This is a genomic window from Pseudescherichia sp. (genome assembly GCF_031979925.1).
Lineage (GTDB): Bacteria > Pseudomonadota > Gammaproteobacteria > Enterobacterales > Enterobacteriaceae > Pseudescherichia.
Genome location: NZ_DALZFB010000003.1, coordinates 229,504 through 255,101 on the forward strand (window position 1 = coordinate 229,504; position 25,598 = coordinate 255,101).

26 protein-coding genes are annotated in these 25,598 nt (G+C 58.5%); 18 read left to right on the forward strand and 8 right to left on the reverse strand.

The window, feature by feature from the left end:
* Positions 1 to 3 precede the first annotated feature (3 nt).
* From RTM13_RS07350 to RTM13_RS07360, 3 genes are all read left to right on the forward strand, one after another.
* A complete protein-coding gene (locus RTM13_RS07350; RefSeq protein ID WP_312211345.1) occupies positions 4 to 1,068 on the forward strand; it encodes a sugar phosphate isomerase/epimerase in 1,065 nt (354 codons plus the stop codon).
* Positions 1,065 to 2,216: a Gfo/Idh/MocA family oxidoreductase gene (locus tag RTM13_RS07355; protein WP_312211347.1), complete on the forward strand. Its 1,152-nt coding sequence runs from the start codon at positions 1,065 to 1,067 to the stop codon at positions 2,214 to 2,216. The genes RTM13_RS07350 and RTM13_RS07355 overlap by 4 nt, the downstream gene beginning before the upstream one ends.
* A gap of 77 nt (positions 2,217 to 2,293) precedes the next feature.
* Positions 2,294 to 3,274: a LacI family DNA-binding transcriptional regulator gene (locus RTM13_RS07360; protein WP_312211349.1), complete on the forward strand. Its 981-nt coding sequence runs from the start codon at positions 2,294 to 2,296 to the stop codon at positions 3,272 to 3,274.
* Positions 3,275 to 3,276: 2 nt separating this feature from the next.
* Here RTM13_RS07360 and RTM13_RS07365 read toward each other — a convergent pair whose 3' ends face one another.
* On the reverse strand, positions 3,277 to 4,704 hold the full coding sequence (locus RTM13_RS07365; RefSeq protein WP_312211351.1) for an MFS transporter: 1,428 nt from the start codon (positions 4,702 to 4,704) through the stop codon (positions 3,277 to 3,279).
* 127 nt (positions 4,705 to 4,831) lie between these two features.
* Here RTM13_RS07365 and RTM13_RS07370 point away from each other — a divergent pair, with 127 nt between their 5' ends.
* The gene (locus RTM13_RS07370; protein WP_312211614.1) at positions 4,832 to 5,686 is read left to right on the forward strand and encodes a helix-turn-helix transcriptional regulator; all 855 of its coding nucleotides are present in this window, start codon (positions 4,832 to 4,834) and stop codon (positions 5,684 to 5,686) included.
* 111 nt (positions 5,687 to 5,797) lie between these two features.
* On the opposite strand, the gene nfsB is transcribed toward RTM13_RS07370, so the two are convergent.
* Both nfsB and RTM13_RS07380 read right to left on the reverse strand, forming a co-directional pair.
* Positions 5,798 to 6,451, reverse strand: coding sequence for an oxygen-insensitive NAD(P)H nitroreductase (gene nfsB / locus RTM13_RS07375; protein WP_312211353.1), 654 nt, complete (start codon positions 6,449 to 6,451; stop codon positions 5,798 to 5,800).
* Between the two features lie 88 nt (positions 6,452 to 6,539).
* Positions 6,540 to 7,124: a TetR/AcrR family transcriptional regulator gene (locus RTM13_RS07380; RefSeq protein ID WP_312211354.1), complete on the reverse strand. Its 585-nt coding sequence runs from the start codon at positions 7,122 to 7,124 to the stop codon at positions 6,540 to 6,542.
* A 174-nt stretch (positions 7,125 to 7,298) separates the two neighbouring features.
* Here RTM13_RS07380 and RTM13_RS07385 point away from each other — a divergent pair, with 174 nt between their 5' ends.
* Entirely contained in the window at positions 7,299 to 7,643 is a 345-nt protein-coding gene (locus tag RTM13_RS07385) for a RamA family antibiotic efflux transcriptional regulator (protein WP_312211355.1), read from the forward strand.
* Between the two features lie 46 nt (positions 7,644 to 7,689).
* On the opposite strand, the gene RTM13_RS07390 is transcribed toward RTM13_RS07385, so the two are convergent.
* Positions 7,690 to 9,837 (reverse strand): TonB-dependent siderophore receptor, encoded by a 2,148-nt coding sequence (locus tag RTM13_RS07390; RefSeq protein ID WP_409456030.1) that lies wholly within the window; start codon positions 9,835 to 9,837, stop codon positions 7,690 to 7,692.
* A gap of 136 nt (positions 9,838 to 9,973) precedes the next feature.
* Here RTM13_RS07390 and RTM13_RS07395 point away from each other — a divergent pair, with 136 nt between their 5' ends.
* Complete coding sequence (locus tag RTM13_RS07395; protein WP_312211356.1) at positions 9,974 to 11,542, forward strand: alpha/beta hydrolase-fold protein; 1,569 nt, start codon at positions 9,974 to 9,976, stop codon at positions 11,540 to 11,542.
* Here RTM13_RS07395 and RTM13_RS07400 read toward each other — a convergent pair.
* The 3 genes from RTM13_RS07400 to RTM13_RS07410 form a co-directional block, all read right to left on the reverse strand.
* Positions 11,519 to 11,776 (reverse strand): DUF1158 domain-containing protein, encoded by a 258-nt coding sequence (locus RTM13_RS07400; RefSeq protein ID WP_312211358.1) that lies wholly within the window; start codon positions 11,774 to 11,776, stop codon positions 11,519 to 11,521. The two genes, RTM13_RS07395 and RTM13_RS07400, sit on opposite strands and share 24 nt — an antisense overlap.
* Positions 11,777 to 11,844: 68 nt before the next feature.
* Complete coding sequence (locus RTM13_RS07405) at positions 11,845 to 12,963, reverse strand: YbdK family carboxylate-amine ligase (protein ID WP_312211360.1); 1,119 nt, start codon at positions 12,961 to 12,963, stop codon at positions 11,845 to 11,847.
* Between the two features lie 93 nt (positions 12,964 to 13,056).
* Positions 13,057 to 14,532: a PLP-dependent aminotransferase family protein gene (locus RTM13_RS07410; RefSeq protein WP_312211362.1), complete on the reverse strand. Its 1,476-nt coding sequence runs from the start codon at positions 14,530 to 14,532 to the stop codon at positions 13,057 to 13,059.
* Between the two features lie 226 nt (positions 14,533 to 14,758).
* Between RTM13_RS07410 and RTM13_RS07415 the strand changes: the two genes are divergently transcribed.
* From RTM13_RS07415 to RTM13_RS07430, 4 genes are read left to right on the forward strand one after another with little or no spacing between them, the layout of a single operon-like run.
* Positions 14,759 to 15,610 (forward strand): transporter substrate-binding domain-containing protein, encoded by an 852-nt coding sequence (locus RTM13_RS07415; protein ID WP_312211365.1) that lies wholly within the window; start codon positions 14,759 to 14,761, stop codon positions 15,608 to 15,610.
* Positions 15,611 to 15,637: 27 nt separating this feature from the next.
* Complete coding sequence (locus RTM13_RS07420; protein WP_312211367.1) at positions 15,638 to 16,279, forward strand: amino acid ABC transporter permease; 642 nt, start codon at positions 15,638 to 15,640, stop codon at positions 16,277 to 16,279.
* 14 nt (positions 16,280 to 16,293) lie between these two features.
* Positions 16,294 to 16,959 (forward strand): ABC transporter permease subunit, encoded by a 666-nt coding sequence (locus RTM13_RS07425; protein WP_312211369.1) that lies wholly within the window; start codon positions 16,294 to 16,296, stop codon positions 16,957 to 16,959.
* Complete coding sequence (locus RTM13_RS07430) at positions 16,952 to 17,713, forward strand: amino acid ABC transporter ATP-binding protein (protein WP_312211371.1); 762 nt, start codon at positions 16,952 to 16,954, stop codon at positions 17,711 to 17,713. Before RTM13_RS07425 ends, RTM13_RS07430 begins: the two co-directional genes overlap by 8 nt.
* Before the next feature lie 49 nt (positions 17,714 to 17,762).
* Here the strand turns inward: RTM13_RS07430 and RTM13_RS07435 are convergent, their stop codons facing one another.
* Positions 17,763 to 18,530 carry an SDR family NAD(P)-dependent oxidoreductase gene (locus RTM13_RS07435; protein WP_312211373.1) on the reverse strand — a complete coding sequence of 256 codons (768 nt, stop codon included), beginning with the start codon at positions 18,528 to 18,530 and terminating at the stop codon, positions 17,763 to 17,765.
* A 181-nt stretch (positions 18,531 to 18,711) separates the two neighbouring features.
* On the opposite strand from RTM13_RS07435, the gene RTM13_RS07440 reads away from it, so the two are divergent.
* The 8 genes from RTM13_RS07440 to RTM13_RS07475 all read left to right on the forward strand — a co-directional run bounded on the left by RTM13_RS07440 (position 18,712) and on the right by RTM13_RS07475 (position 25,591).
* Positions 18,712 to 20,052, forward strand: a complete 1,341-nt coding sequence (locus tag RTM13_RS07440; RefSeq protein ID WP_312211374.1) for an aspartate aminotransferase family protein — start codon at positions 18,712 to 18,714, stop codon at positions 20,050 to 20,052.
* Positions 20,053 to 20,193: 141 nt separating this feature from the next.
* Entirely contained in the window at positions 20,194 to 21,096 is a 903-nt protein-coding gene (locus RTM13_RS07445) for a flagellin (protein ID WP_312211375.1), read from the forward strand.
* Positions 21,097 to 21,288: 192 nt separating this feature from the next.
* Complete coding sequence (fliD, locus tag RTM13_RS07450; protein ID WP_312211376.1) at positions 21,289 to 22,605, forward strand: flagellar filament capping protein FliD; 1,317 nt, start codon at positions 21,289 to 21,291, stop codon at positions 22,603 to 22,605.
* Between the two features lie 28 nt (positions 22,606 to 22,633).
* Positions 22,634 to 23,026 (forward strand): flagellar export chaperone FliS, encoded by a 393-nt coding sequence (gene fliS, locus RTM13_RS07455; RefSeq protein WP_312211378.1) that lies wholly within the window; start codon positions 22,634 to 22,636, stop codon positions 23,024 to 23,026.
* Positions 23,027 to 23,029: 3 nt separating this feature from the next.
* Entirely contained in the window at positions 23,030 to 23,347 is a 318-nt protein-coding gene (locus RTM13_RS07460) for a flagellar protein FliT (RefSeq protein ID WP_312211380.1), read from the forward strand.
* On the forward strand, positions 23,344 to 24,369 hold the full coding sequence (locus RTM13_RS07465) for a flagellar hook-length control protein FliK (protein WP_312211382.1): 1,026 nt from the start codon (positions 23,344 to 23,346) through the stop codon (positions 24,367 to 24,369). Before RTM13_RS07460 ends, RTM13_RS07465 begins: the two co-directional genes overlap by 4 nt.
* Before the next feature lie 7 nt (positions 24,370 to 24,376).
* Positions 24,377 to 24,850, forward strand: a complete 474-nt coding sequence (fliL, locus tag RTM13_RS07470; RefSeq protein WP_312211383.1) for a flagellar basal body-associated FliL family protein — start codon at positions 24,377 to 24,379, stop codon at positions 24,848 to 24,850.
* A gap of 27 nt (positions 24,851 to 24,877) precedes the next feature.
* Complete coding sequence (locus RTM13_RS07475) at positions 24,878 to 25,591, forward strand: FliA/WhiG family RNA polymerase sigma factor (RefSeq protein WP_312211385.1); 714 nt, start codon at positions 24,878 to 24,880, stop codon at positions 25,589 to 25,591.
* Positions 25,592 to 25,598 lie beyond the last annotated feature (7 nt).

Consider the following 25,598-nt stretch of genomic DNA (forward strand, 5'->3'; position numbering starts at 1 on the left):
GGTATGAAAACAGTTCAGGGACCGGGGATTTTTCTGTCGCAGTTTATCGGAGAAGAGGCACCCTTTAATACCCTGGAGGGGTTGGCGGAGTGGGCAGCACGGCTGGGTTACAAGGCGCTGCAAATTCCCTGCAACCATCCGCATATTTTTGATCTTGCGCTGGCCGCACAGAGCCAGACTTACTGCGATGAGATTAGCGGCACGCTGGCGACATACGGACTGGTGATTAGCGAGCTTTCAACGCATCTTGAGGGCCAACTGGTGGCCGTGCATCCGGCCTATGACGCCGCCTTCGACAACTTTGCTCCTGAGCATCTGCGGGGCAATCCCACGGCGCGCCAGGCGTGGGCGGTAGAGAAGGTGACCCAGGCGGCAGTGGCCTCGCAAAAGCTGGGCCTGCGCAGTCACGCCACCTTCTCGGGAGCGCTGGCCTGGCCTTACTTCTACCCGTGGCCACCGCACAATTCCCTGCTGCTCGACGAAGCCTTTGCCGAGCTGGCTCGCCGCTGGCGGCCTATTCTGGATCGTTTCGATCGCTGCGGGGTCGATCTCTGCTTTGAGATCCATCCGGGAGAAGATCTGCACGACGGGATGACCTTCGAGCGCTTCCTTGCCGCCGTGGATAACCATTCGCGCTGCAATATTCTCTACGATCCCAGCCATCTTCTGCTCCAGCAGATAGATTACCTGGCCTTTATCGACATCTACCACGCTCGCATTAAAGCCTTCCACGTTAAGGATGCAGAGTTCCGTATCAACGGACGCAGCGGCGTTTACGGCGGCTATCAGCCATGGGTGGATCGTGCCGGGCGTTTCCGCTCACCGGGGGATGGACAGATAGACTTCGGAGCGATCTTTAGCAAGCTGACGCAGTACGGCTACGATGGCTGGGCAGTGCTGGAGTGGGAGTGCTGTCTGAAGCAGGGCGACGCCGGGGCGCGCGAGGGCAGCGAGTTTATTCGCCGCCACATTATCCCGGTAGCCGATCGGGCGTTTGATGATTTTGCCGCAGGCGGCGGCGATCGGGCCAGCGTACGGGCCATGCTGGGATTAGGAGATGCATCATGATCGGCGTAGGTATTGTTGGCAGCGGTTTTATTGGTCCGGCGCACATTGAAGCTCTGCGCCGTCTGGGGGACGTACAGGTCGTGGCGCTCTGCGACCACTCCCTGGAGTCAGCCCAGCAGAAGGCCGCCGCACTCAACGTGCCTTTTGCTTTTGGCGACATTGACGCCATGCTGGCCCATCCCGGCATCGATGTGGTGCATAACTGTACCCCAAACCATCTTCATGCCGATATCAACAGGCAAATTTTACGCGCCGGTAAGCACGTCTTCTCAGAGAAGCCGCTCTGCATGACGCCGGAGGAGGCAACGGAGCTGGTGGCGCTGGCGGAGCAGGCGGGCGTGGTGCATGGCGTTAGCTTCGTCTATCGTCAGTTTGCCATGGTCCAGCAGGCGGCGAGCCTGCAACGCCACGGCAGACTCGGGCGACTCTTCTCGGTTTACGGCAGCTACCTTCAGGACTGGATGCTGCTGGAAACGGATTACAACTGGCGGGTGGATGCCGCGCTGGGCGGCGCGTCGCGGGCGGTGTCCGATATCGGCTCGCACTGGTGCGATACGTTGCAGTTTGTCACCGGGCAAAGAATTGTCGAGGTGATGGCCGATCTGGCGATCGTCTGGCCGACCCGCAAGGCGCGGCTGGAGGGCGGGGCGACCTTCAGCGCGGGCGGAGACGAGGCGCAGTATGAGGATCGCCCGGTTACTACTGAAGACGGCGGCTCGGTGCTGGTGCGCTTCGCCGACGGCAGCAAAGGCTGCTTCAGCGTCTCGCAGGTCAGCGCGGGGCGGAAAAACCGCCTCAGCTTTGAGATTAACGGCAGCAGCTGCTCGCTGGGCTGGGATCAGGAGATCCCTCAGCAGCTGTGGATTGGGCACCGTCAGCGTCCCAACGAAATCCTTACCGACGATCCGGGCCTGATGATGCCCGATGTCGCCAGCAGCGCGCACTTTCCCGGTGGGCATATAGAGGGCTGGCCCGACGCCTTTAAGAACATGATGGCTAACTTCTACCAGGCGGTGCGGGCAGGAACGATGCCGGAGGCCAGCGCCAGTTCGTTTGCCTCTTTTTATGACGGCGCCGACGTGATGTTCATCATTGATGCCATTATAAAAAGCCATCAGCAGCAGCGCTGGGTGCGGGTGGCCCGCTAAGCCGCTGCCGGTTCGCCGGACAGCGGTTTTATGGTAGCCTGCTGTAATAAGCGTTAACCGCAGGATGTGTCGTCGTTATGTCAATTCAAAAAATCGCTCGCCTGGCAGGAGTGTCGGTAGCGACGGTCTCCCGGGTCATCAACCACAGCGGGTCCGTGAAGCCGCAAAATCGCGAGCGCGTGCTGGCGGCGATTGAAGAGAGCAACTACCAGCCGAATCTGCTGGCCCGCCAGCTCCGCACCGCCCGGAGCTATATGATCCTCGTGCTGGTATCGAATATCGCTAACCCCTTTTGCGCCGAGGTGGTTAAAGGTATTGAAGAGGAGGCGGAGAAGAACGGCTACCGCATCCTGCTGTGCAATTCCGGCTCGGACATGGCGCGCTCCCGCTCGGCGCTGACTCTGCTGTCGGGAAAAATCGTCGATGGCATCATCACCATGGACGCTTTCTCTAAGCTGCCGGAACTGACGACTATGATCGGTCAGGCTCCCTGGGTACAGTGCGCTGAGTATGCCGATGAGGGAAGCGTCTCCTGCGTCGGGATTAACGATATTGACGCCTCCCAGTTCGTGATCCAGCACCTGATCAACCGGGGCCGCCAGCGCATTGCGCTGATCAACCACGACCTGAGCTATAAATACGCCCGCCTGCGCGAGCGGGGCTATAAGAGCGTGCTGGAGCAAAACGGCCGCAGCTGGACGGCGGTGGAGTACGCCAGCGAGCTGAGCTTTAACGCAGGCAGAGCGGCGATGGAGACGCTGCTGCGTGCCGATGAGCGCCCGGATGCGGTGTTTGCCGTCTCCGATACCCTGGCGGCTGGCGCGCTGCTGGCAATAGCTCAGGCAGGGCTGACGATGCCAGACGACATCGCCGTGGTGGGCTTTGACGGCACGCCGCTGGCGGAGATGGTCTCGCCCCAGCTCAGCACCGTGGCGCAACCTTCCCAAGAGATTGGCCGTAAAGCCGTGGCCCTGCTGCTGAATAAAATCGACAACCCCGAGACCCCGGCAGAAAGAGTGATGATGGACTGGCGCTTTATTGAACGCGCCAGCGCCTGAGATCATGACGTCGCGATTGCCGGGCTGCGGTTCAGATGGTGGCGCAGGCCAATGGCCATCGCCGCCAGCAGCAGCATCATCACCGCCTCAACGCCGAGGAAACCGATCATCGCCTGAGGATAACTGCCGTGATGGTGACGCACCAGCACCAACAGCAGCGAGCCGAACACTGCCGGGCCAAGGCCCAGCGTCGCCTGCTGCAGGGTGCTGAGCAGGGCGCTGCCCGCCCCGGCATCGTTGGCAGTGATATCACGCATTCCCACCCGATAGAAGCAGTTGACGATCAGCGCCTGGCCGTAACCAATCAGCGCGGTTGACGGTACCAGCGCCAGGGGGGTTGTGGCCTGGTCGTAGTAATGGAAGGTCTCCATCAGCAGCAGCAGGCCGCCGATCTGTACCGCCAGGCCAGAGAGCAGGATCCGTCCCATGCTATGGCGGGCAATCAACTTCGGCGCATACATGGCCGAGAGGAAGTAGGCCACGCCGAGGGCAATAAAGCTGTTGCCCGATTGCCACGGGGCCATCCCCAGACCGGACTGCATGGTCAGCGCCATACAGAACATAAACCCGGACCAGGCGCTAAAAAATAGCAGGGCGATCACCATGCCGAAGCGAATGCTGGCGAGCTGCAACAGGCGCGGCGGCAGCAGCGGATGTTCGCCACGTCGTTGCTTGCCCAGCGCGCTGGCCCGCATCCATACCAACAGTGGAAGCGTCGCCAGCAGCATCAGCTGCATCGACCACGGCCAGTGCAGCTCCGGCCCCAGCGCCATGGGAAACAGCAGGCAGCAGAGGATCAGGGCAAGGATAAATGTGCCCTGCCAGTCGATGGGCGAATGCGTATCGCGCCGGGTCTCCGGCACGTAGCGATAGCTGAAGGCCAGCACCAGCAGGCCAATCGGCACGTTGATGAAAAAGGCGTTACGCCAGCCCAGCCCGGCGATATCTGCCGACACCAGCCAGCCGCCGCACATCTGTCCGACAATAAATGCGATACCACCAATGCCGCCGTAGAGGCTGATAGCCCGCGCGTGAGCCGTGCCTTTCAGGGTGACGTGCAGGGTCGCAAGGATCTGCGGGACGATCAGCGCCGCCCCTGCACCCTGCAAGGTACGAGCCGCCAGCAGGGCGGTAATTGAGTTAGCCATGCCGCACAGCAGCGAGGCGAAGCTAAACACCGCCACGCCCCACATAAACAGACGGCGGCGACCATAGTTATCCCCCAGCTTGCTGCCCATCGCCAGGCAGACGGCGAAGGCTACGCCATACAGGGCGACGATAAGCTCCAGCTGGGTGGCGCTGGCGTGCAGCGATGCGGTAATTGAGTCGAGGGCGACGTTAGTGATCGAGGTGTCGATCAGGGGCAGCATCTGGCCGGTCAGCAGCAGGAATAGCCCCGCACGACCGGGTGAAACAGGTGACGTTTTCATGGTAGCTCCATTGCGTCATTCAGCGAATGGACGTAGCATCGCTGATTGAATAAACGGGTACCAGTTCCTGATTATACTGGTACTGACACTACCATGCTGAAGAGAGGCCGGAGAGACCATGAGCCTGATGAGCCACAGCGAGCTGGACGTCGCGCAGATACGCCAGGACGATCGCCGTAAACAGCTGGGCGCTTTTCTGCGGGCGCGGCGGGAGAGCCTGGATCCGCAGCGGCTCGGACTTCCGCGCAGCGGTCGGCGACGCACGCCGGGCCTGCGTCGGGAGGAGGTCGCGATGCTGGCTGACGTCGGCGTGACCTGGTATACCTGGCTTGAGCAGGGCAGGGAGGTCAATCCTTCAGCGGTGGTGATGCAGGCGGTGGCCGATGCGCTCCAGTGCAGCCCGCTGGAGACGCGGCATCTGTTCCTGCTGGCGGGTCTGCCGCCGGTTGAGTCGGCAAACGTCACGCCGTGCGAGGGGATCAGTCCCGGCACGCGACGGATGCTGGACAGCCTGCTGCCGCAGCCGGCCAGCATTCAGAAACCCAATTTCGATATCGTGGCGTGGAACGACGCCTTCTGTCGACTAATGGGCGTTGATTTTGCCACGCTACCGGAAGACGATCGCAACTGCATTTATCTCTATCTGACCCATCCGGGCTGGCGTAGCCGGCTGGCAAACCGGGACGTACTGCCGACATTTGTCTCCTATTTCCGCGCGGCGATGGCGGAGCACCGCGGCGAAGCGGCGTGGGAGAACAAGCTGGCGCGCTTTTTCGCCGCCTCCGAGGAGTTCGAGGCGCTCTGGCATCAGCGCTATGAGGTGCGCGGCGTCGAGAACCAGATAAAAACCTTCCATCATCCTGATTTAGGCGAATTTCAGCTTCAGCAGATGTACTGGTACTCCGCGCCGCGTAACGGTTCGCGGCTGCTGGTCTATTTACCGATCGATGAAGCGGGCGAGCAGGTGCTGGCAAGGTTGTAACGTCAAGTTATTGCTCATGCCGGGCGGCGCTACGCTTGCCCAGCCTACAAAAAATGCAAAACTGTAGGCCCGCGCAAGCGCAGCGCCGCCGGGTAGTAGGCTGAAATCTGATTAGATCTCAGTGACCACGGTCTCTTCTGGCAGGCGGGATTTCGGCAGTGCCTTGTTGAAATCTTCCACGCTGTGGTGGCCAACCGGGACGACCACCAGGCTGGTGAAGCCTTTCTCTTTCAGGCCAAATTCAGCATCCAGCACGTCGGCATCAAAACCTTCGATCGGTACCGCATCGAGGCCCATCGCACCCACGCCCAGCAGGAAGTTACCGACGTTCAGGTAGACCTGACGCGCCATCCACTCATGGTCATCCTGGCGATCCTTACGGTGCAGGTCGGCAAAGAAGGTGCGGCCCTTGTGGTTAGCGGCTTTTGCTTCCGGGGTGGCAAAGCGGCCGTCGGCGTCTTCCTGATCCACCACCTTCTCCAGCCAGCTGTCGTCCATCGCGGTTTTCGCGCAGAACACCACGACATGGGAGGCATCCAGCATTTTGCGTTCGTTGAATGAGTAGCCGCCCGCTGCAGATTTTGCTACCCGCGCTTTACCCTCTTCGCTGCTGGCAACGATAAAGTGCCACGGCTGTGAGTTGGTGCTGGACGGGCTATAACGCAGCAGGGTTTTGATCTTCTCTGCTTCGTCGGCGGTCAGTTTTTTGCTGGCGTCAAAAGCCTTGGTTGAGTAGCGCTGCAAGGCGATGGAAACGATATCCATAAATGCTCCTGATAATTTTTTGGGATAAGTTGGGCTGCGCTGTAGCCTACAGATTCAGCGAAGAAAAAATAAGTGAAAAACGTGCGCTTTAGCTGCCGCTGCTGTCCGCCAGGGCGCGCCACATCGCCTCAAAGCCGTGGGCTTTAAAATCGGCTGCCTTCTCGGGTTCGCGGCTGGCGAACTCAATGGTGGTTTCGGCAAGGGAGAGGAACAGCGCATCGCCAAAGGCGTGGAAAGCCTCGGTGAGAAAAATCGGCAGCACCGAGCGACGGCACAGGGTGTGGAGATCCGGGAATAGCTCATCCACATTTTGCTGGGTGGCGCAGGTGATCTTGCCCGACACCGCCAGCTGACGGATCGCCCGGTGACCGACGGGGTGCAGAATACCCCAGTCGATATAGCTGTTCCAGATATAGCGAGTCAGCGCTTTGGCTTCGCTGACGGAGCGATCGAGGCCGTCGAGCATGGCGTGGCAGAGATCGGTTTTAAGCGCGAGATAAACTGCATTAAGCAGGTCGTCTTTGGTGGCGAAGTAGCGAAAGAGGGTGCCTTCCGCAACGCCCGCGTTACGGGCTATCAGGGCGGTGGAGGCGGTGATCCCCGACTGGGCAAACGCTTCGGTTGCCGCTTCCAGTAACGCCTGTTTTTTATCTTCACTCTTCGGACGAGCCACTACACTTTACCTCACACGCTGTTAAACCCTGATTGAAACATGACATCTGCCGCTCCGCAACGGCCTGTGTCAAAGATCGAAAATCATCTTGACGACTTTCTGCCTCTTTCTATAATGAGTGCTTACTCACTCATAATCAAGTTTCAGCGCTTAAAGAGCAGAGAGGAACCACGTATGACCATTTCCGCTCAGGTTATCGATACGATTGTCGAGTGGATCGACGACAATTTGCATCAGCCGCTGCGCATTGAAGAGATTGCGCGTCACGCGGGCTACTCCAAATGGCATCTTCAGCGGCTGTTTATGCAATACAAAGGCGAGAGCCTGGGGCGCTACATTCGCGAGCGTAAGCTGCGGCTGGCGGCTCAGGAGCTGCGTGATACCGATCAGAAGGTGTTTGATATCTGCGTTAAGTACGGCTTTGATTCCCAGCAGACCTTCACGCGCATTTTTACCCGCACCTTTAACCAGCCGCCGGGGGCCTACCGCAAGGAGAATCACGGCCAGGCGCGGCATTAAGCTTCTGTTGGCCCGGCAGGCCTGCGCTGCCGGGCGGTATCACATCTTACCAGGCGTAGCTGACCGTGGCGGTGGCGGTACGTCCGATGCCCCAGAAGCAGGCGCTGTCGCTGGCGCATGACGCAACGTACTTGGTATCGGCCACGTTATTGACGTTAAGCTGCACCGTAGCGCCTTTCAGGCTGCTGCTCGCCTCTCCCAGATCGTAGCTCAGCATTGCATCGTAGAGATCCACCGCCGGAACCTTAAAGGTGTTGCGTGCGTCGCCGTAGCTGGTGCCGAGATAGCGCATGCCAACGCCTGCGGTGAGGCTTTTGAGCGGGCCGGACGGCAGCGTGTAGCTGGCAAAAGCCGAGGCTATATGGGTTGGGATCCGCGCCGGGGTCTTGCCCTGGGTGCCTGCCACGGTGGTGCTGGCGGTCTCCGCGTCGGTATAGGTGTAGGAGCCGATCAGGTTCAGGCTATCAAACAGGGTGGAGTGGATCTCCGTTTCAACCCCCTTCGAGTGCACTTCTCCGGCGTTTTCAAACCAGCCCAGCGAGCTGTTGTAAGTCGGGACGTTGCTCTGCTTGAGATCGTAGACCGCCAGCGTCATCAGGGTGCTCTCCACCGGCTGATACTTCACGCCCACCTCGGTCTGCTTGCCGGTTGTGGGCTTGAACGGGGCCAGGCCCGGTGCGCGGTTGGTTTGCAGGTTCGGCTCAAACGAGGTGCTGTAGCTGATATAGGGCGAGAGGCCGAAATCAAAGGCGTAGAGCAGGCCGGTACGCCAGGTGAACTTATTATCGTTCTGCTGCACGCTGCCGTCATCGGAGGTAAAGTCGCTGGTGCGTACCTCATCCCAGTCGTAGCGGCCGGAGAGCAGCAGCTCCCAGTTGTTCCAGCTCAGCTGATCCTGCAGATAGAGACCCATCTGATCCAGATCCTGCTGCTCGTCGCTGGCGGTGCTGAAGGTGCTCTCATCGACGTTGATACCATAGACCGGATTTAGCCAGTTCAGGTTGTACTGCGCACCCATGCCGCGCTTCAGACTCTGAGCGTCCCGGCTGGATTTGTAATCCAGGCCGCCAAGCAGGGTATGGTTCACCTCTGCGGTGGTGAACTGCGCCTCCAGCTGATTATCGATGCCGAACTCGTCGGTCTGGCGCTCTTCGTGCTGGGCGCGACGGGTCAGCAGCGTGCTGTTCGGTGCGCTGGAGGCATAAACGAGATAGCGGTACTTCTGCTTGATGGTGGCGTAGCGCGCATTCTGGCGGAAGGTAAAGACGTCATCGAACTGATGCTCGAACTCATAGCCCACCATCGTCTGCTCACGCCAGGACTGGTTATAGTTCGGATCGCTGACGTTGAAGTCTAGCGGAATGTGCTGCCCGTCGGCGCTCCGCACCGTGCCGTAGGCGGGCAGGAAGTTGCGATAGCCTGCGTCCGGATCCTTCTGGTAGCTGGTGAGCAGGGTAAAACGCGTCTCATCGTTAGGGTACCAGGTCAGGGCCGGAGCGATGGCCATGCGCTCCTCTTTATAGTCTTTGACCTGGCTGTGCTGGGTGCGGGCGATACCGTTCAGGCGATAGAGCAGGCGGCCATCGTCGCTCAGCTGGCCACCGAAATCGAACGCTCCCTCTGCCAGCTCATCGTTACCGGTGCGGAACTGAACGCGGTGGATCGCTTCGCTGGTGGGGCGCTTGCTGGTCATGCCGATCAGGCCGCCTGGGTTGACCTGGCCGAAGAGCACCGAGGCGGGGCCGCGTACCAGCTCCACGCGCTCCAGCAGCCAGGGATCAACGGTGCCGGTTTGCGACGAGGCGGTTGCCCCGAAGCTCAGACCGTCGAGAAATTTCGGCACGTAGCTGAAGCCGCGCACGAACACCTCATCGTTACGGTTCGAGGAGCCACGATACTCGGTAAAGACCCCGGCGGAGTAGCGCAGCGCCTGCGAGACCGAGGTAACGTCCAGGGCCTGCATCTGATCGCGGGTAATCACCGATACCGACTGCGGAGTCTTCACCAGCTCGGCTGAGGTTTTGGTTGCCGACAGCGTTTTGGTCGCCACCATCCCTTTCAGCGGCGCGGTAGGATCCTCCGCCGCGCCCGTTGTCACTACCAGCGTCTCCTCATTGGCTAGCGCAGGCGTCGCCGCCCCCACAGCCGCTAAACTCAGTAACCACGTCTGCATTATCTTGTTATTTTTAAGCATTATTACCTGTTCCCTTGCCTGTTTGAGATCCCTGCCAGCAGAGCAGAGAGGCTATCATTAACGGCGCGAATGATATTGCAAATTATTACCATTTGCATTAGCGTTGTTGGCAAATTCTGGTAGGGAAACGTGAACAATGAAGATGGCGGTAGGCGGTTTATTGATGGGGCTAAGCGCATTACCTGCGATGGCGGCGACCTGTAATACACCAGCGATGCAGGGCGAGCAGCAGGGGAAATTTGATGCCAGCGGCGAGGTCTGTTTTCAGCTGCCGCGGCTGGAGGAGAACTACGTTGCCGCCACGCTCTATGGTGTAACCGATGCCCGCCTGCTGGATGGCAACAATCGCCGCCTGCGCACGCTGCTGGAGGATGGTCCCCCGGACGGCGAGCAGTCGCTGCTTTTCGCCCTGCCGGTACAGCAGCCTTCGTCGCTGGTGCTGCACGGGGAAGAGGGGATGCGCTGGCGCTTTAACTGGCAGATGCATGAGACCACGCCGCTGCGCCGCGCGCAGGTGCTGGATCCGGTCAGCCCGGCACTCCAGCGGCTGGCGGCCCAGCTTGCAGCCGGAGGCTCCAGCGAGAACTTCTGGCAGGCGCGACAGCTGGCAGGGACGCCGCTGATCGAGCCGGTGGACGGCAGCCATAAGCGCGTGACCTTCCTGTGGCGCGGCGCGCGCAGTAACGTCTTCATCCTCGGCTCACCGGGAGGCAATCACGATCCGCTCTTCCGGCTGGGCAACTCTGACGTCTGGTTCCGCAGCTATGTGGTGCCAAACGATACGGTGATGCAGTATAAGCTGGCGCCGGATGTGCCTCAGCTCGCGGGCAGCGCCGTGCCGCAGCGGCGTGCTATTCTGGTGAGCGCCCAGGCCGATCCCCTCAACCCACAGACCCTTAGCGAGCCGCACAGCGATCGCTGGAAACGCGCCTCGCTGCTCGATCTTACTTCTGCCCGCTACTTCAGCAACGCGGCGATGGCTCAGCCGGTGCGCCACGGCACGCTAACCCGTCACCGTCTGCACAGCGAGTTGCTAAACAACAGCCGGGAGATAACCCTCTACCGACCGCGCACGGCGCAGCCCGCACGCTGGACGCTGATCCTGTTTGATGGCAAAACCTGGCAGGGGGATTATCACACTGCCAGCGTGCTGGACGCGCTGATCGCCCGCCACACGCTGCCGCCGGTTAATGTGGTATTTGTTGACAGCCTTGATGCGGCGCGGCGCGGCAAGGAGCTGCCGCCTAACCCGGCCTTCGCCGACTTTATGGCTCACGAGCTGCTGCCGTGGCTGCGCCAGCGCGGCGTGGCGCTGACGCGAAGCAAGACGGTGGTAGGCGGAGCAAGCTATGGCGGGCTGGCCTCCTCCTGGGTGGCGCTGCGCTATCCGCGCCTGTTTGGCAACGTGCTGAGCCTATCCGGCTCCTACTGGTGGTCGCCGAAAGGGGAAGCTCCCGGCTGGCTGACGCGCCAGTATCAGCAGTCGCCGCGCTACCCGGTGCGCTTCTGGGTAGAGGCCGGACGGTTTGAGACGCAAGGTAAAGGAGGCGGGATCTACCGCGACAGCGCGGAGTTTGCCCGGGTGCTGGACGACAAGGGGTACAGCGTCAGCTTCCACCCCTGGTCAAGCGGCCATGATTATGCCGCCTGGACCGAGGCGCTGGTCTATGGCCTGCGCGACCTAACGGGAGGAGTGGTTCAGTGAGAACCAGCGCCGCCAGATAAAGCGCAGCACGTAGTACTCTATGGTCCCGAGCAGCAGGAACCAGGCGCAAAACAGCAGGGTATAGAGCTGCCCGGCGTCCACCAGATGAAAGGTAGCGATAAGCTGCTGCGTCAGCGCGCCACCCGGCGAAGGGACGGGCAGCAGCAGGCAGGAGAGGAAGGCCAGCAGTAAGATACCTGCGGCCGTCATCAGGGATTCAAGCGGGTGCGTCATGGTGATGTTAATCGTCAGTTAAAACGATATTGTCAGCCATTTGCTATAGGGGCGCAACATCAAGCGGCCTAATTGGCTGCCCAGATCTCCGCGTGCTTCTGCACCAGCCCAATCAGCGAGCCGCCGTCGGCAACGAAATCGCGCATCAGCTGATCCTCACTTTTACCACGCCGTACAAACTGCGCCAGCGCTTCCAGGGCGCTGCTGCCGTTCAGCTTATCGGCGTAGGGGGCAATTTTATCCAGCAGGCGCTGAATATCTTCGCCAATGGTAATCTGCTCACCGGTATGCACGTCGGTCAGCACGCCTGCAAAGCCGTAGCGGCAGGCCTGGAAGCGGTTGAACTTATAGAGCAGATAGTCACGCTCCTGCATCTTGAACGGCCGCTCGGCCAGCAGCCAGTGGGAGATCGCCTGGATAAACCCGGCAATGTTCACCGCATGGCCGAGGGTCAGCGGGGTATCCATCACCCGCACCTCAACCGTACCAAAGTGCGGGCTGGGGCGAATATCCCAGTGCAGATCTTTGATGCTGTCGATCATGCTGGTGTAGCTCAGGCGGCGGAACAGCCCCTCAAACTCTGACCAGTTACTGACCCAGGGAGCGTGACCGTTATCCGGAAACGCAGAGAAGATGTTAAGCCGCGACGAGGCGAAGCGGGTGTCGGTGCCCTGGATATAGGGTGAAGCCGCGCCAAGGGCAATAAAGTGGGGCACGAAGCGCGACAGGCCATGCATCAGATAGATGGCATCGTCGCCGCTCGGGCAGCCTACGTGAACGTGCTGGCCGAACACCGTCGCCTGCTGCACCAGATAGCCAAACATCTCCAGCGTGCGTGCGTAGCGTTCGTCATCGCACACCTCCTGACGCTGCCACGTCTGGAACGGGTGTGTGCCGCCGCCACAAATTTGCAGATGGTGTTCGCTGGCGGCGCGCAGGATGGTCTGCTGCATGGCGGAGAACTGTCCGGCAGCCTGGTGGATATCCCCGCAGACGCCGGTGGCGATCTCCAGCATGCTTTCAGTAATGTCGTGCTTCACCTCGCCACCTTTGACTTCGGCTTTGACGGCGTCAATCAACGTGGAGGAGTCCTGGCTGAGGTCGTATCCTGGCGGGTTAACCACCTGTAGCTCCAGTTCAATCCCCAGGGTAAAGGCATCAGATCGATGAAAGTCAGGTAGAGGCATAGGTAAACTCGCTGTTGTCTGTTTTTATTCAGTATAGAGCGGGTTTGACCCTAACCGAGGCGGTAGCGGGGCAACAGGCGATAAATCAGACAATTACAGCTGCTGTAGCTGCCTCTGTAGCACCTCGACGCCCGGCGCGATAGCCTCAGGGTTAATGGCGTGAAAGCCCATGCGAAAGAAGTTGTCAGGCGGCGCAGTATCCAGGAAATGGCGTGCGCCCGGCTCAATCAGCACCCCTGCGTGGGCCGCTCGCCACGTCAGCTGCTGGGTATTCACCGATGCCGGGGTTCGCAGCCAAAAGGCGTTAGCGTGCTCGCTTCCTGCCATTAGCGAGCACTCCGGCAGAGAGGTGCGCAGCGCAGCTGCCAGCGTCTCCCAACGACGGGCAGAGTCGTCGTGGTAGCGGCGCAAATGGGTTTCGTAGTAGCCCTGAGCAAGAAAGTGCGCCATCTGATACTGAATATTGGCCGGTGGATGGCGGTACATCAGACGCCTGAGTGCGCGCGCCTCGTCAATGAGATCCGGGTCGGCCACCATAAAGCCCAGCCGCAGGCCAGGGGAGAGCGCCTTCGACAGGCTGCTGACATAGATTACCCGCCCGCTGCGATCGTTGGCCTTCAGCGCCGGCAGCGGGTTCTGCATAAAGTTACTCTCTGAATCATAGTCGTCTTCGATAATCACCGCGTCGTGACGAGCAGCGTGAGTCAGCAGCTGTGTGCGGCGGGCGCTGCTCATCGTCACTCCCGTAGGCACCTGATGGCCGGGCGTCACGTAGTAGTAGTCGCAGGGCGCGTCGCCGAGTACCAGCCCCTCTTCGTCTACCGGGTGCGGCACAATACTGGCATCACTGAGTAAAAAGGTGTTGATTGCTTCACGAAAGCCGGGGTTTTCTACCGCCACCCGCGTCTGCCGTGACATCAGCAGGCGGGTCAGCAGATAGAGGGCATTTTGCGATCCAAGGGTAATCAGGATCTCATCTGGGGCGGCAACGATGCCGCGTTTAGGCAGCACGCGGGTGCGGATCTGCTCAATCAGCATCGGCACATCCTGATCGATATGGTCGACCACCCAGGCCGGATCGCGTACGCCGCCGTGCAGCCAGTTTGCCGCCGCACGCCACGTAGTAAGCGGGAAGCGATGGGTGTCCGGCTGGCCGTAGATAAAGGGGTAGCGATAGTGCATCCAGCCGGCGGGCTTGAAAATCGACTCCTGCTGGCTGGGCTGCATCTTCAGCCTTTCGCCCCAGCGTGGTGCATTTTTTACACATTCCGGTGCAGGCGGCTCCAGCTCTCGCGCCGACGTTCCGGGCTGCGGGGCGTGGTAGTCCGGGTGTAGATAGTAGCCGCTGCGCGGGCGACTGATCAGATAGCCCTCGTTGACTAACCCCTCGAAAACCAGCGCCGTGGTATTGCGGGAGACGTTGAGCTGCGCGGCCAGCGCCCGGCAGGAGGGCAGCGGCGCATCAAGCGGGAAAATGCCGCTCAGAATGGCGTCGATTAGCAACTCACGCACCTGCTCCTGCAAACCGCGCTGACTGTCGAAATTAATATGCAGTAAGTGACGAATCATAGTGCGCTCCTTCAGACTCTTTAATGCCATGCAGCAAGTTTTGTACCAGCTTATTTCGTGCTGACACGGACACGTGCCGGAACTGGCTCTATTCAGAATGCCTAAAGCCTCCCTATTGTAAAAACGCATCCCAAGCAACCGGGCGTTACGTTAATTCGGCACGGTTATTGCAGCAACATAAACGTCGCGGCGGTAATCGCCTGGCATATAAATTTAAGGTGGAACGATGAAAAAATTTATCGGCAAATATTGTCTTGCAGCAATCCTGGTGATGGCATTTTCCCACCATGCGGTAGCCAGAGATTTACCTGAAATTGAAAAGTCCGGAACGTTTAAAGTCGCTACCGAAGATGATTATGCGCCGTTTAACTTTATGACCGACGGTAAGAGCGACGGCTTTAACAAGGACATGCTCGACGAGCTGAAAAAATATGCCAAATTCAATATCGACCAGAGTATTTTGCCGTGGACCGGCCTGCTGGCCGCCGTCTCTACTGGGCAATATGATATGGCGCTGACCGGAGCGGTAATTACCGATGAGCGCCTTAACGTATTTAATTTCACGCCGCCGTGGGCTTCTGCCCAGCACTATTTTGTTAAGCGTGCGGGTGACGATAGGCTGAATTCTATTAAAGATCTCAGCGGCAAAAAAGTGGGCGTACAGGCCGGAAGCGCGCTGCTTGCCCGTCTGCCCGAGCTGAAGACGATGCTGGAGAAAGAGGGCGGCAAGCTCGGCCCGGTAGTGGAGTATCCCTCCTACCCGGAAGCCTATGCCGATCTGGCGAACAAACGCCTCGACTACGTGATCAACGTGGTGATCTCGGTGAATGACCTGGTGAAGGCCAAGCCAAAGGTCTTCGCCAAAGGGCTGGCGGTATCTGGCCCAGGTTATATGGCCTGGCCTATCCCGAAAAACTCGCCGGAGCTTTTGGTTTACATGACCAAATTTATCAATCACCTGCGGGAAAGCGGCAGATTGAAAGAGTTACAGATGAAGTGGTTTGGCGAAACCTACGACGATCTGCCTAACGAGCCGATCACCAGCGCTGAGCAGTTCCATAAGCTAGCCGGATCATAAGCGCGTAACTTAACGGAGGAGGGCAACATGGATTCAATGGCATGGCAGTTACTGATTGAAGGCGCATGGACGACCCTCTGGATCTCAGGCCTGGCAATCGTCTTTGGCGTCGTGACAGGTCTGGTCATCGCCTTTATCAGAATGATGAAGATCCCCATCGTCGATCAGATTCTGGTGACCTACATCAGCCTGGCCCGCGCCACGCCGTTGGTGACGCTGGTGCTGTTTCTGTTCCTGTCGCTGCCGACGCTGGGCATTAACATGGATAAAACCCTGGCGGCGATTGTTGCCCTGACCCTCAACACCTCGGCGTTTAACGCCGAGATCTGGCGCAACGCCTTCCGCAATTTTCCCCGCGCCCAGCGGGAGGCCGCCGAGTCGGTGGGGATGCGGCGCTGGACCTACTTTCGTTACATTATGCTGCCGCAGATGTGGATTGAGAGCCTGCCCGCGCTGGTTAACGAGATGTCCTTTTTGATTAAAGGCAGTCCGGCGATTGCGGTCATCGGCGTGGTCGATCTGACCCGTGTCACCAACCGTATCTCATCGGTTACCTACGAGCCGCTGTCGCCGATCCTCGCCGCCGGTCTGCTCTACGTGGTGATTATCGGCCTGCTGCTGAAGTTGCAGAGCATGGCGGAACGCAAAGCTAAACGTCTGGCGCGTTAACAGCAGGAGGATCTATGGATCAGTGGAGTATCGTATGGTCGGCGCGGGAAAGTTTTTTTAACGGCCTGCTGGCGACGCTGGAGCTATTTATTATCGCCGCCGTGGTTGGCCTGGCGATAGGTACTGCGCTCTGCTACGTCATGGAGCATCAGAATCGCGTTGTCGATCGACTTATTATCGGTTTCGTCAGCCTGATGCGCGCCATCCCTTTTTTAATCCTCGCCTACCTGCTCTATTATGGCTTGCCGGAGCTGGGCATCAGCATGGAGGCCTGGAGCGCAGGGCTGCTGGCGCTGGTTATTTATCACGGAGCCTACTTCTTTGAAATATTGCGCAGCCAGCGGCGCATATTCTCTGCTGGCTATATTGAGGCGGCGATCTCTCAGGGCTTCTCCCGCTATAAAATATTCCGCCGTATTATTTTACCCAACATATTTTCATCGTCGCTGCCGCTAATGGGCAATCAGCTGATTATCTGCCTCAAGGATACGGCGTTCCTGAGCATTATTACCGTGCAGGAAATTACCGCGGCGGCTAACGGCGTGCAGTCGACCTATTTTATTCCGTTTAATGCATTTATTGTCGCGATTGGTCTCTACTGGGCCATCAGCATCTTGCTGGAACTGCTGATTAAGCGACTGAGCGTCTACGGTGCCAGAAGAGGAATGACCCATGCATGAGACAACGGCGGTAAGCGTAAAGAATCTCTCCAAGCAGTTTGATAACGTGGAGGTGCTGCGGGATATCAACCTGACGGTGGAGAAGGGCACGGTGGTGAGCATTCTCGGCTCCTCCGGCTCCGGCAAATCGACCCTGCTGCGCTGCATGAACTGGCTGGAGCAGCCGGATCGCGGCGAGGTGCGCATCAGCGGCCAGCGCATCGGCGTGGACGAGCAGAGCGGCAGGGCGATGTCGCACCGGGAGCTGTCGCGCATTCGCGAGCGTGTCGGCATGGTATTTCAGAGCTTTAACCTCTGGCCACACCTGACCGTGCAGCAGAATGTTACCGAGGCGCTGCTGCATGTGAAGGGGATGAGACGCGACGAGGCTAACGAGATTGCCCGCCAGCAGCTGGAGAAGGTGGGGATGGGGCATAAGGCAGATGTTTACCCGATCACCCTTTCCGGCGGGCAGAAGCAGCGCGTGGCCATCGCCCGCTCGCTGGCGATGTCGCCGGAGGTGATCCTCTTTGATGAGCCAACCTCGGCGCTCGATCCGGAGCTGGTCAGTGAGGTGCTGGGGGTGATGAAATCCCTCGCTGCCGAGGGCTATACCATGGTGGTGGTGACTCACGAAATGGAGTTTGCCCGCCAGGTCTCTAACGAGGTGGTGTTTCTGGAGAAAGGTCTGCTGATCGAGAAGGCCTCGCCGGAGAAGTTCTTTACCGATCCGGACTCCGAGCGGGTACGCAAATTTTTGCAGACTAGCCGTTAAATGTACTGTACCCCCGGTAAGTGCAGCGCTACCGGGGTGTCCCATCAATTCAATCCCGGTCAATCGCAAACGGCTGCCAGGCCTGACGCACCGGCATTACCTCTATCCGATTAATATTCATATGGTCCGGCAGGGTCGCGATAGAGAACATCTGCTCGGCAATATCCTGCGCCGTGAGCGGTGTGGTGCCGCCGTAGAGCTTGTCCGAGGCGGCCTGGTCGCCTTTGGTGCGCACCAGGGTAAACTCGGTTTCGGCTATGCCCGGCGCGAGATCGGTCACCCGCACGCCGGTACCAAGTAGATCGCAGCGCAGGTTGTAGCTGAACTGCTTCACGAAGGCTTTGGTCGCGCCGTAGACGTGGCTACCGGGATAGGGCCACTGCCCGGCAATGGAGCCGATGTTAATTATGCTCGCCCCTGCGCCGTGGGCGATCAGCGTTGGCAGCAGGGCGTGGGTGACGTTAACCAGCCCGGTAACATTGGTGTCGATCATCGTCTGCCAGTCCTGCAATTCGACGGCCTGGGCAGGCTGTGGGGCGAGCGCCAGCCCGGCGTTATTAATCAGCGCGGTAATATCCCGGAACGGCTCCGGCAGGCTCGCGACGGCCGCCTTCACCGCCGCATTATCGCGCACGTCCAGCTCAATGATATGTACCGGCACATGCGCCACCAACTCGGCTTTCAGCGCCTCCAGCCGGGCCATACGTCGTCCGCTTAATACCACGCCCCAACCCGCGCGGGCAAACACATGCGCTGCGGCCGCGCCAAAGCCTGATGTTGCCCCGGTAATAAACGCCACTTTCGTTGCTGTTGTCATCTCGTTCTCCTGTTCGGTTCAGGATCCCACTATAGAAACAGCGGCTGGCCCGACACAGGGCCAGTTTTGCCTGCATTTTGTGACACCCTTGTCACAGCGTGATAAGCGGACTGGCTCTATCTGCCCGCTGCGTGTCCGCCGCATGATGAACCCAACGACAACGGTATTAAAGGAGCAGGGCATGAAACTGGCACTTCAGAACGAGATGGCGCTAACGAATAATGACGATGTACGTCAGATGGACCGTTCGTATGTATTTCACTCCTGGTCAACTCAGGGCAACCTCAATCCGCTGGTCATCGCCGGGGCAGAGGGGTGCGAGCTGTGGGACTACGACGGCAACAGCTGGCTCGACTTCAGCAGCCAGCTGGTCAACGTCAACATCGGCTATCAACATCCACGCGTGCTGGCGGCAATGAAGGCCCAGCTGGAATCGCTGGTCACCATCGCCCCGGCGACCGCCAATCTGATGCGTGGCGAAGCGGCAAAGCGTATCGTTGAGCTGGCCCCTGAAGGGTTCAGTAAGGTGTTCTTTACCAACGCCGGAGCGGATGCCAATGAGAACGCCATTCGCATGGCCCGGCTCTATACCGGACGGGATAAAATTTTCTCCGCCTACCGCTCGTACCATGGCAATACCGGCAGCGCTATTGCCGCTACCGGCGACTGGCGGCGCGTGCCGAACGAGTACTCCCGCGGCCACGTCCACTTCTTTAACCCCTACCTCTACCGCAGCGAGTTCAACGCCGCCACGGAAGAGGAGGAGTGCGAGCGAGCGTTGGCCCACCTACGTCGGATGATTGAAGTGGAAGGCCCCTCCTCGATTGCCGCTATTCTGCTGGAGTCAATCCCCGGCACGGCAGGTATTCTGGTACCGCCGAAGGGCTATATGCAGGGAGTACGCGCGCTGGCAGACGAGTTCGGTATTATTCTCATCATTGATGAGGTCATGGCGGGTTTTGGCCGCACCGGGCGCTGGTTTGGCTTTGAACATGACGGCATCGTGCCGGACCTCATCACCTTCGCCAAGGGGGTGAATTCAGGCTACGTCCCGGCGGGTGGGGTTCTGATTTCTGAACCCATCTCCCGCTACTTTGACGACCACTTTTTTGCCGGAGGATTAACCTACTCCGGCCATCCGCTGGCGATGGCAGCGATTGTCGCCACCCTCGACGCCATGAAAGAGGAGAGGGTGGTGGAGAACGCGGCAGAAATGGGTGACGGCGTGCTGCAACCTGGCCTGCTGGCGCTGGCGGAGAAGCATGCTCTGATTGGTCACGTGCGCGGCCGGGGGCTGTTCCAGGCCATCGAGCTGGTAACCGAACGTCAGCGCAAGACGCCGGTGGCCGCCGCTGACATGGGCGCTATCAAGCAGGCGCTGATCGACGGCGGGCTGCTGCCCTTTGTGGTAGAGAACCGTATTCACGTGGTACCGCCGTGCACCATCAATGCGGAGCAGATCCAGCAGGGGCTGGCGATTTTCGATCGCGTGCTGGGGCAGTTTAGCGGTCTGGCGAAGTAATAGTGCGGGCGTCGAGCGCTGACGCCCTGAATCCTCTTTTCATCCCCGCAAAAAAAATTTTCCCGCCTGTTTAATTTTTTCCGATGTGCGCCGCTTTAGTTCTGTACTCAACTGAGATCCATGCATTCAAGGAGCAGAACGATGTTATCTATTAATACCAACGCCGCCTCTATGGCGGCAGTCAACGCCATCAACAAAAGCAACGCCTCACTGAGCCAGTCCATGGAGCGCCTGGCAACCGGCAACCGTATCAACTCTTCAGCGGACGATGCCGCAGGGAAGCAGATTGCTAACCGTATGCAGACCCAGTCGGACGGTATGGCCATGGCGCAGCGTAATATCGCCGATGCTACCGCCATGCTGCAAACCGCAGACGGCATGTTTGACGAGATGAACGATATTCTGGGACGCATGGACGAACTCGCGACCCAGGCATCGAACGGAACGTACAGCGATGATGACCGTGCAGCCATGCAGTCGGAGTTCGACGAGCTGGGACAGGAGATGTCCGACATGCTGCAGAACACCACCAACGGCGGCACTAACCTGTTCAATAAGTCAGAAAACGGCCTGTTCACTAGCGCGTCTGGCGTGACCTTCCAGGTCGGCTCTCAGTCTTCCGATCAGATCACCATTAATATCTCCTCGCAGGTCAGCCAGCTGGCAACGGATCTGGGCAGCCTTAGCGCGGCCTTTAGCAGCGATTATGGTACGGATGGCGCAGGCGGCACCGCCACAGCGGGTACCGAACTGATGACGCTGGATTCGGCAAATGCCACCATCAGCTCGGTGCAGGGCGTCATGGATGAAGTTGGCAGCATTCAGTCAACCCTCGGTGCCACCATGAACCGTCTGAGCAGCACGTCCACCAACCTGCAAAGCATGCAGGACAACACCGAAGTGGCGATCGGTAACATTATGGATACCGACTATGCCACGGAGGCTTCAAACATGTCGAAACAGCAGGTGCTGATGCAGACCGGCATCACCATGCTGAAACAGGCCAACAGCATGTCCGGAATGGTCTCCAGCCTGCTGCAATAAGCGAATACGTTTACTCAACCACACCGCTTTCAGGCGGTGTGGTTGTTTTGCCTGCTATGGCTCCAGGGGAAATAGTCTTTCCCCTACCTGCGGAAGCATTACTTCCCTTTCTGATTAATTAATCTATTAAATTCATGTAGATAAAGTTGGCACTGTTATTGCTAAGCCTGATTGCAACTAAATGGAGCGACGATGATAAATCCGCAAACAATGGCTAAACAATTTGCCCTAATGGATATCTCCACCCGGGCGAGCCAGCTGCAACGCCAGCAAACCGACCTGGACACCGAAAGCTCCGCGCTATCGACGCTGGATAGCGCCCTGACGTCGTTCCAGTCGGCGGTAGATGCGTTGAACAGCGATACCAGCGGCCCGGTGGTGAATACGGTTAAGGCAAACAACGACGCTGCCACGGCGACAGCGAATTCCGAAGCGCAGGCGGGCACCTATACGTTTTATGTGCAGCAGCTGGCGACCGCTCAGCAGAGCACCTTCAATATCGCCAACGGCGATATCCCCAGCAGCGGTACGTTCACGATTACCATGGGCGACAGCGAGATGGATATCGATCTCGCCCAGGCAGACGGCAACGCTGACGGCAGCGTGTCGGTGAGTGAACTCTGCGATGCGATTAATGATTCGGAAGATAATCCTGGCGTGACCGCCACGCTGGTTAACACCGGTGATTCGACAACATTGATGCTTACCGCCGATGAAACCGGGCAAGACCATGCTTTTACGGTCTCTACCAGCGGCATCGATCCCAGCTCGGCCTTTGCCGCCGATATGAGCGCCCAGAAAGATCTCTCTGCTGCGCAGGACTCTGTCATTTATCTCGGTAGCACGCCGGAGGATGGGGTAGAGATCACCAGCGGATCTAACACCTATACCGACCTTATTCCCGGCGTCTCGATCACCTTTGCTGAAACCTCAGAAGCGGATGGTCCCATCACCTTTACCGTAGCGAACGACGCGTCGGCCTCGCAGGAGAAGGTACAGACCTTTGTCGATGCCTACAACACACTGGTGGATACCCTCGATTCGTTAACCACTTTTGGCAGTAACGGCCAGGCGGCGGGGCCCTTTGCTGGCGATGCGGGTATCTCCTCGCTTGAGCGCCAGATCCAGAGCATCACTCATGCCACCTATAACGGCGTCTCAATGCTCGATTACGGCATCGCGCTTGACGCAGAGGGCCACCTGCAGATTGATTCCGAACAGTTTAGCGCGGCGATGGCGGAGAACCCGGAGGGGCTGAATTCGCTGTTCGTTGGCGACGACAGCATGACCGCTCAGCTCGATAGCGTGATGGAGACGTATCTCGACGATAACAGCGGCATCATCATTCAGCGCCAGGACGCTATTAGTGAAGAGCAGGACAAGCTCACCCGCGAAGTTGATCAGGTAAAGGAGACCTACAACGCCTCCTACGAGCGCTATCTGGCGGAGTACACCTCCACGATGGTTGAAATCTACTCGATGCAGGTCAGCATGGCGGCATTTGCCTGAGCAATACGGAAAAGGAGGACTTCACGCTATGTATGCATCCGAAAACGGCTATGGCCACTATAAAGAGATCGATCTCGCCTCCCGCACGGCCTCGGCATCACCGCTGGATCTCGTGCTGGTGCTCTACACCGGACTGCTGGAGGAGCTGGAGCGTGCCAAAAGTCATATTACGCATAAACGCTACGACCGCAAAGCCAAAAGCATTAACAAGTGCATCGACATCCTTAATGCGCTGACCAGCTCGCTGGAGTTTGAAAACGGCGGCGAGCTCGTGCTGAATCTGGCGCGGCTTTATGACCACTGTGTCTATCGCCTCTATGAAGCCAGCAGCGAACTCAATACGCAAAAAATAGACGAGGTTGTGCTGATTTTGAACAACCTGCATGAGGGCTGGCAGGGGCTGGCGAAAAAGCTGGGTTAACCGATGGAAACGCAAACCGTAAATAAGCAGATTGCTGAGCTGCTGGAGGCGATGAACGAAGCGCTGAATAAACAGCGCTGGCGCAGGATGCCTGCACTGCATACCCGCCTGATGACGCTGTTCAATGCGTACTGCGCGAGCCAGCCGCCGGAGGCGGAGCTGGAGGCGCTTAAGGCACGGCTGCGCCAGGCCTACGGCGAGATCATCGCCCGGCGAAGCGAACGGGCAGCGTTGTTGCAGGCGCGGATGGAAAAACATCGCCAGCAGCGTGAAGGCGTGCTGGCCTACTCGCTGGTCAATATCCTGTCGGAGCAGCCATGAATACGCTGAGCTTAATCACCGGTGCGCTGGCCCAGCGTCTCGCATCGGCGTCCATTCAGCCGCGCGAGGAGGGAAGCCCGCAGGCTCAGCTCTTCACGCTACCGGAAGCGGTGCAAAATGCGCTTCGGGAGCGGCTGCAAACGCGGGGCGATGACGCAGAAGAGCATATGCCTGGCGAAAAGCAGACTAAACATGCCCAGAAAGATGAGACGGTACCCCATGCACTGGAGACCCTAATGACCGTGCTGCTGATGCCCGAAAGACCCGCCGCGATAGAGAAGCTGCCGCAGGCGGCGCAGTGGGCACAGCCTGAGGTATCAAAGCAGTTAGCACAAGTCGCACTGCCAACGCAGGCCGCTGCTGTAACCCCGAAGCAGCTAGCGGAGCAGGTCCGTTTGACCGCCGATAATTTACCCGCGATAGCCTCGTTAGGCCGCCAGGCTGAGTCTCCCCGGCCAGAGCGGCCCGCTGCGCTGCACCATGCGCCAGGTGAAAAACGTAGCCATGACAGAGTAGAGCCCGCTTCGCTGGCGGCCCATACCCGCTTTATCGCCGACGATGTGCGCTTTCTACCGGGTAAGATGCAGCCGGAGCGTATGATCCATGTGGATACCCGTGCCGCGCAGTGGGGTGAGGCGCTTGTCCACATGCTTAAAGAGAACATCCATTTTCAGCTCGGTCAGCAGCAGCAGATCTCAACCATCCGTCTCGATCCGCCGTCGCTGGGCAAGCTGGAGATCGCCATTCAGCTCGACGCAGGCAAATTGACGGTGCATATCGGCGCGTCACAGGCGGACGTCTGCCGCACGCTACAGCAGTGCGGTGATGCGCTGCGGGCCCAGCTCACCCAGCAGAACTTTGTGCAGGTAGAGGTACAGGTCTCCCCTGATGGTCAGTCGCAGTCTCAGTCGCAACGGCAGCGCGATAACCAGCAATCTCCCACGCAGATAATCTCCGCCGTCGAGCTGGAGACTGAAGAGGCCGGTTTGAAATCGAGCGACTCCGTATTAATTAAAGTGTGATAAGTGAATGAAAAAAATAGTTTTGGCCAGCCTTGTTGGCGCGGTGCTTTTTATTATCGTGGGCGGTGGTGCGGCATGGATCGTTTTTAATTATATGCAGACGCACAAGCCCGCTGTTGAAAGCCCCGTAGAAAAGAGAGCGACGGAAAAGAAAAAGCAGCATGAAGACGATATTTTCGTTTCATTAAAAGAGTCAGTCATTACGCTTAGCGATGCTGCTGGAGAGGATCACTATATGCTGTTGGCGTTAACAATGGTGGCAGAGAGTGAGGAGGCATCCAAAAAAATCCTTGCCGATGAGCCGCTTTACCAGAGCATTATTTTAACCACGCTGGCGGATATCAAGTATGAGCAGGTACGTGCGCTTAAAATCAGTGAAATAAAATCTCTGCTTGTTACTGCGTTAAATCGTGAACTGAAGAAGAGAGCTACCCCTGGACGCTATACTGATATATTAATTAATAAATTGGTTTTCCAGTAATGAGTGGCATAAACCGGAAAAAAGACCATGCCAGCCGCCTATGAGATGCAGGCGTTTCAGCCCCTGCCACCGCTAACGGCATCCCAGGAGAGCCACTATTTGCAGGCCTATCTGCCGCTGGTTCGTAAGGTCGTCAGACAGCTTGCGCCGCAGTGCAGCTGCGTCATGGAGAGAGAGGACATGCAGCAGATCGCGCTTATCGGCCTGCTGGATGCCCTGCGCCGCTATGGTAAGCCTGATGAGGGGTTTGGCGGCTACGCCGTGCAGCGTATTCGCGGTTCAGTGCTGGATGCACTAAGACGCCTTGACTGGCGCCCGCGGCAGCTTCGGCAAAAGTTTTATCACATTAAAGATCTGATCCGTGAGCGGCGAAAAGTTTTGGGGCGCGAGCCGGAGCCTGCCGAGCTGGAAGCTGACGGCGTAAGCGCTGAAGAGTATCAGGAGTATCTTGCGCTGGAGGGTGCCGACGTGCTGGAGAGCCTGGATGAGCTGCTAAGTGACGGGCATAGCGAACTGCCGCTGCAGGGAAAAGGGCTGGAGGATCACGTTATTACCCAGCATATGTTGAGCCGGGCGTTGCAAACTCTGTCATCGAAAGAGCAGCAGATCCTCTTTTTATATTATCAACAGGATATGAATTTAAAAGAGATTGCCCTGGTGCTTAACCTGACCGAAGCCAGAATTTGTCAGCTCAATAAAAAGATAGCGCAGAAGCTACGCGATTATTTCTTCTCTCATTAACCGTTGC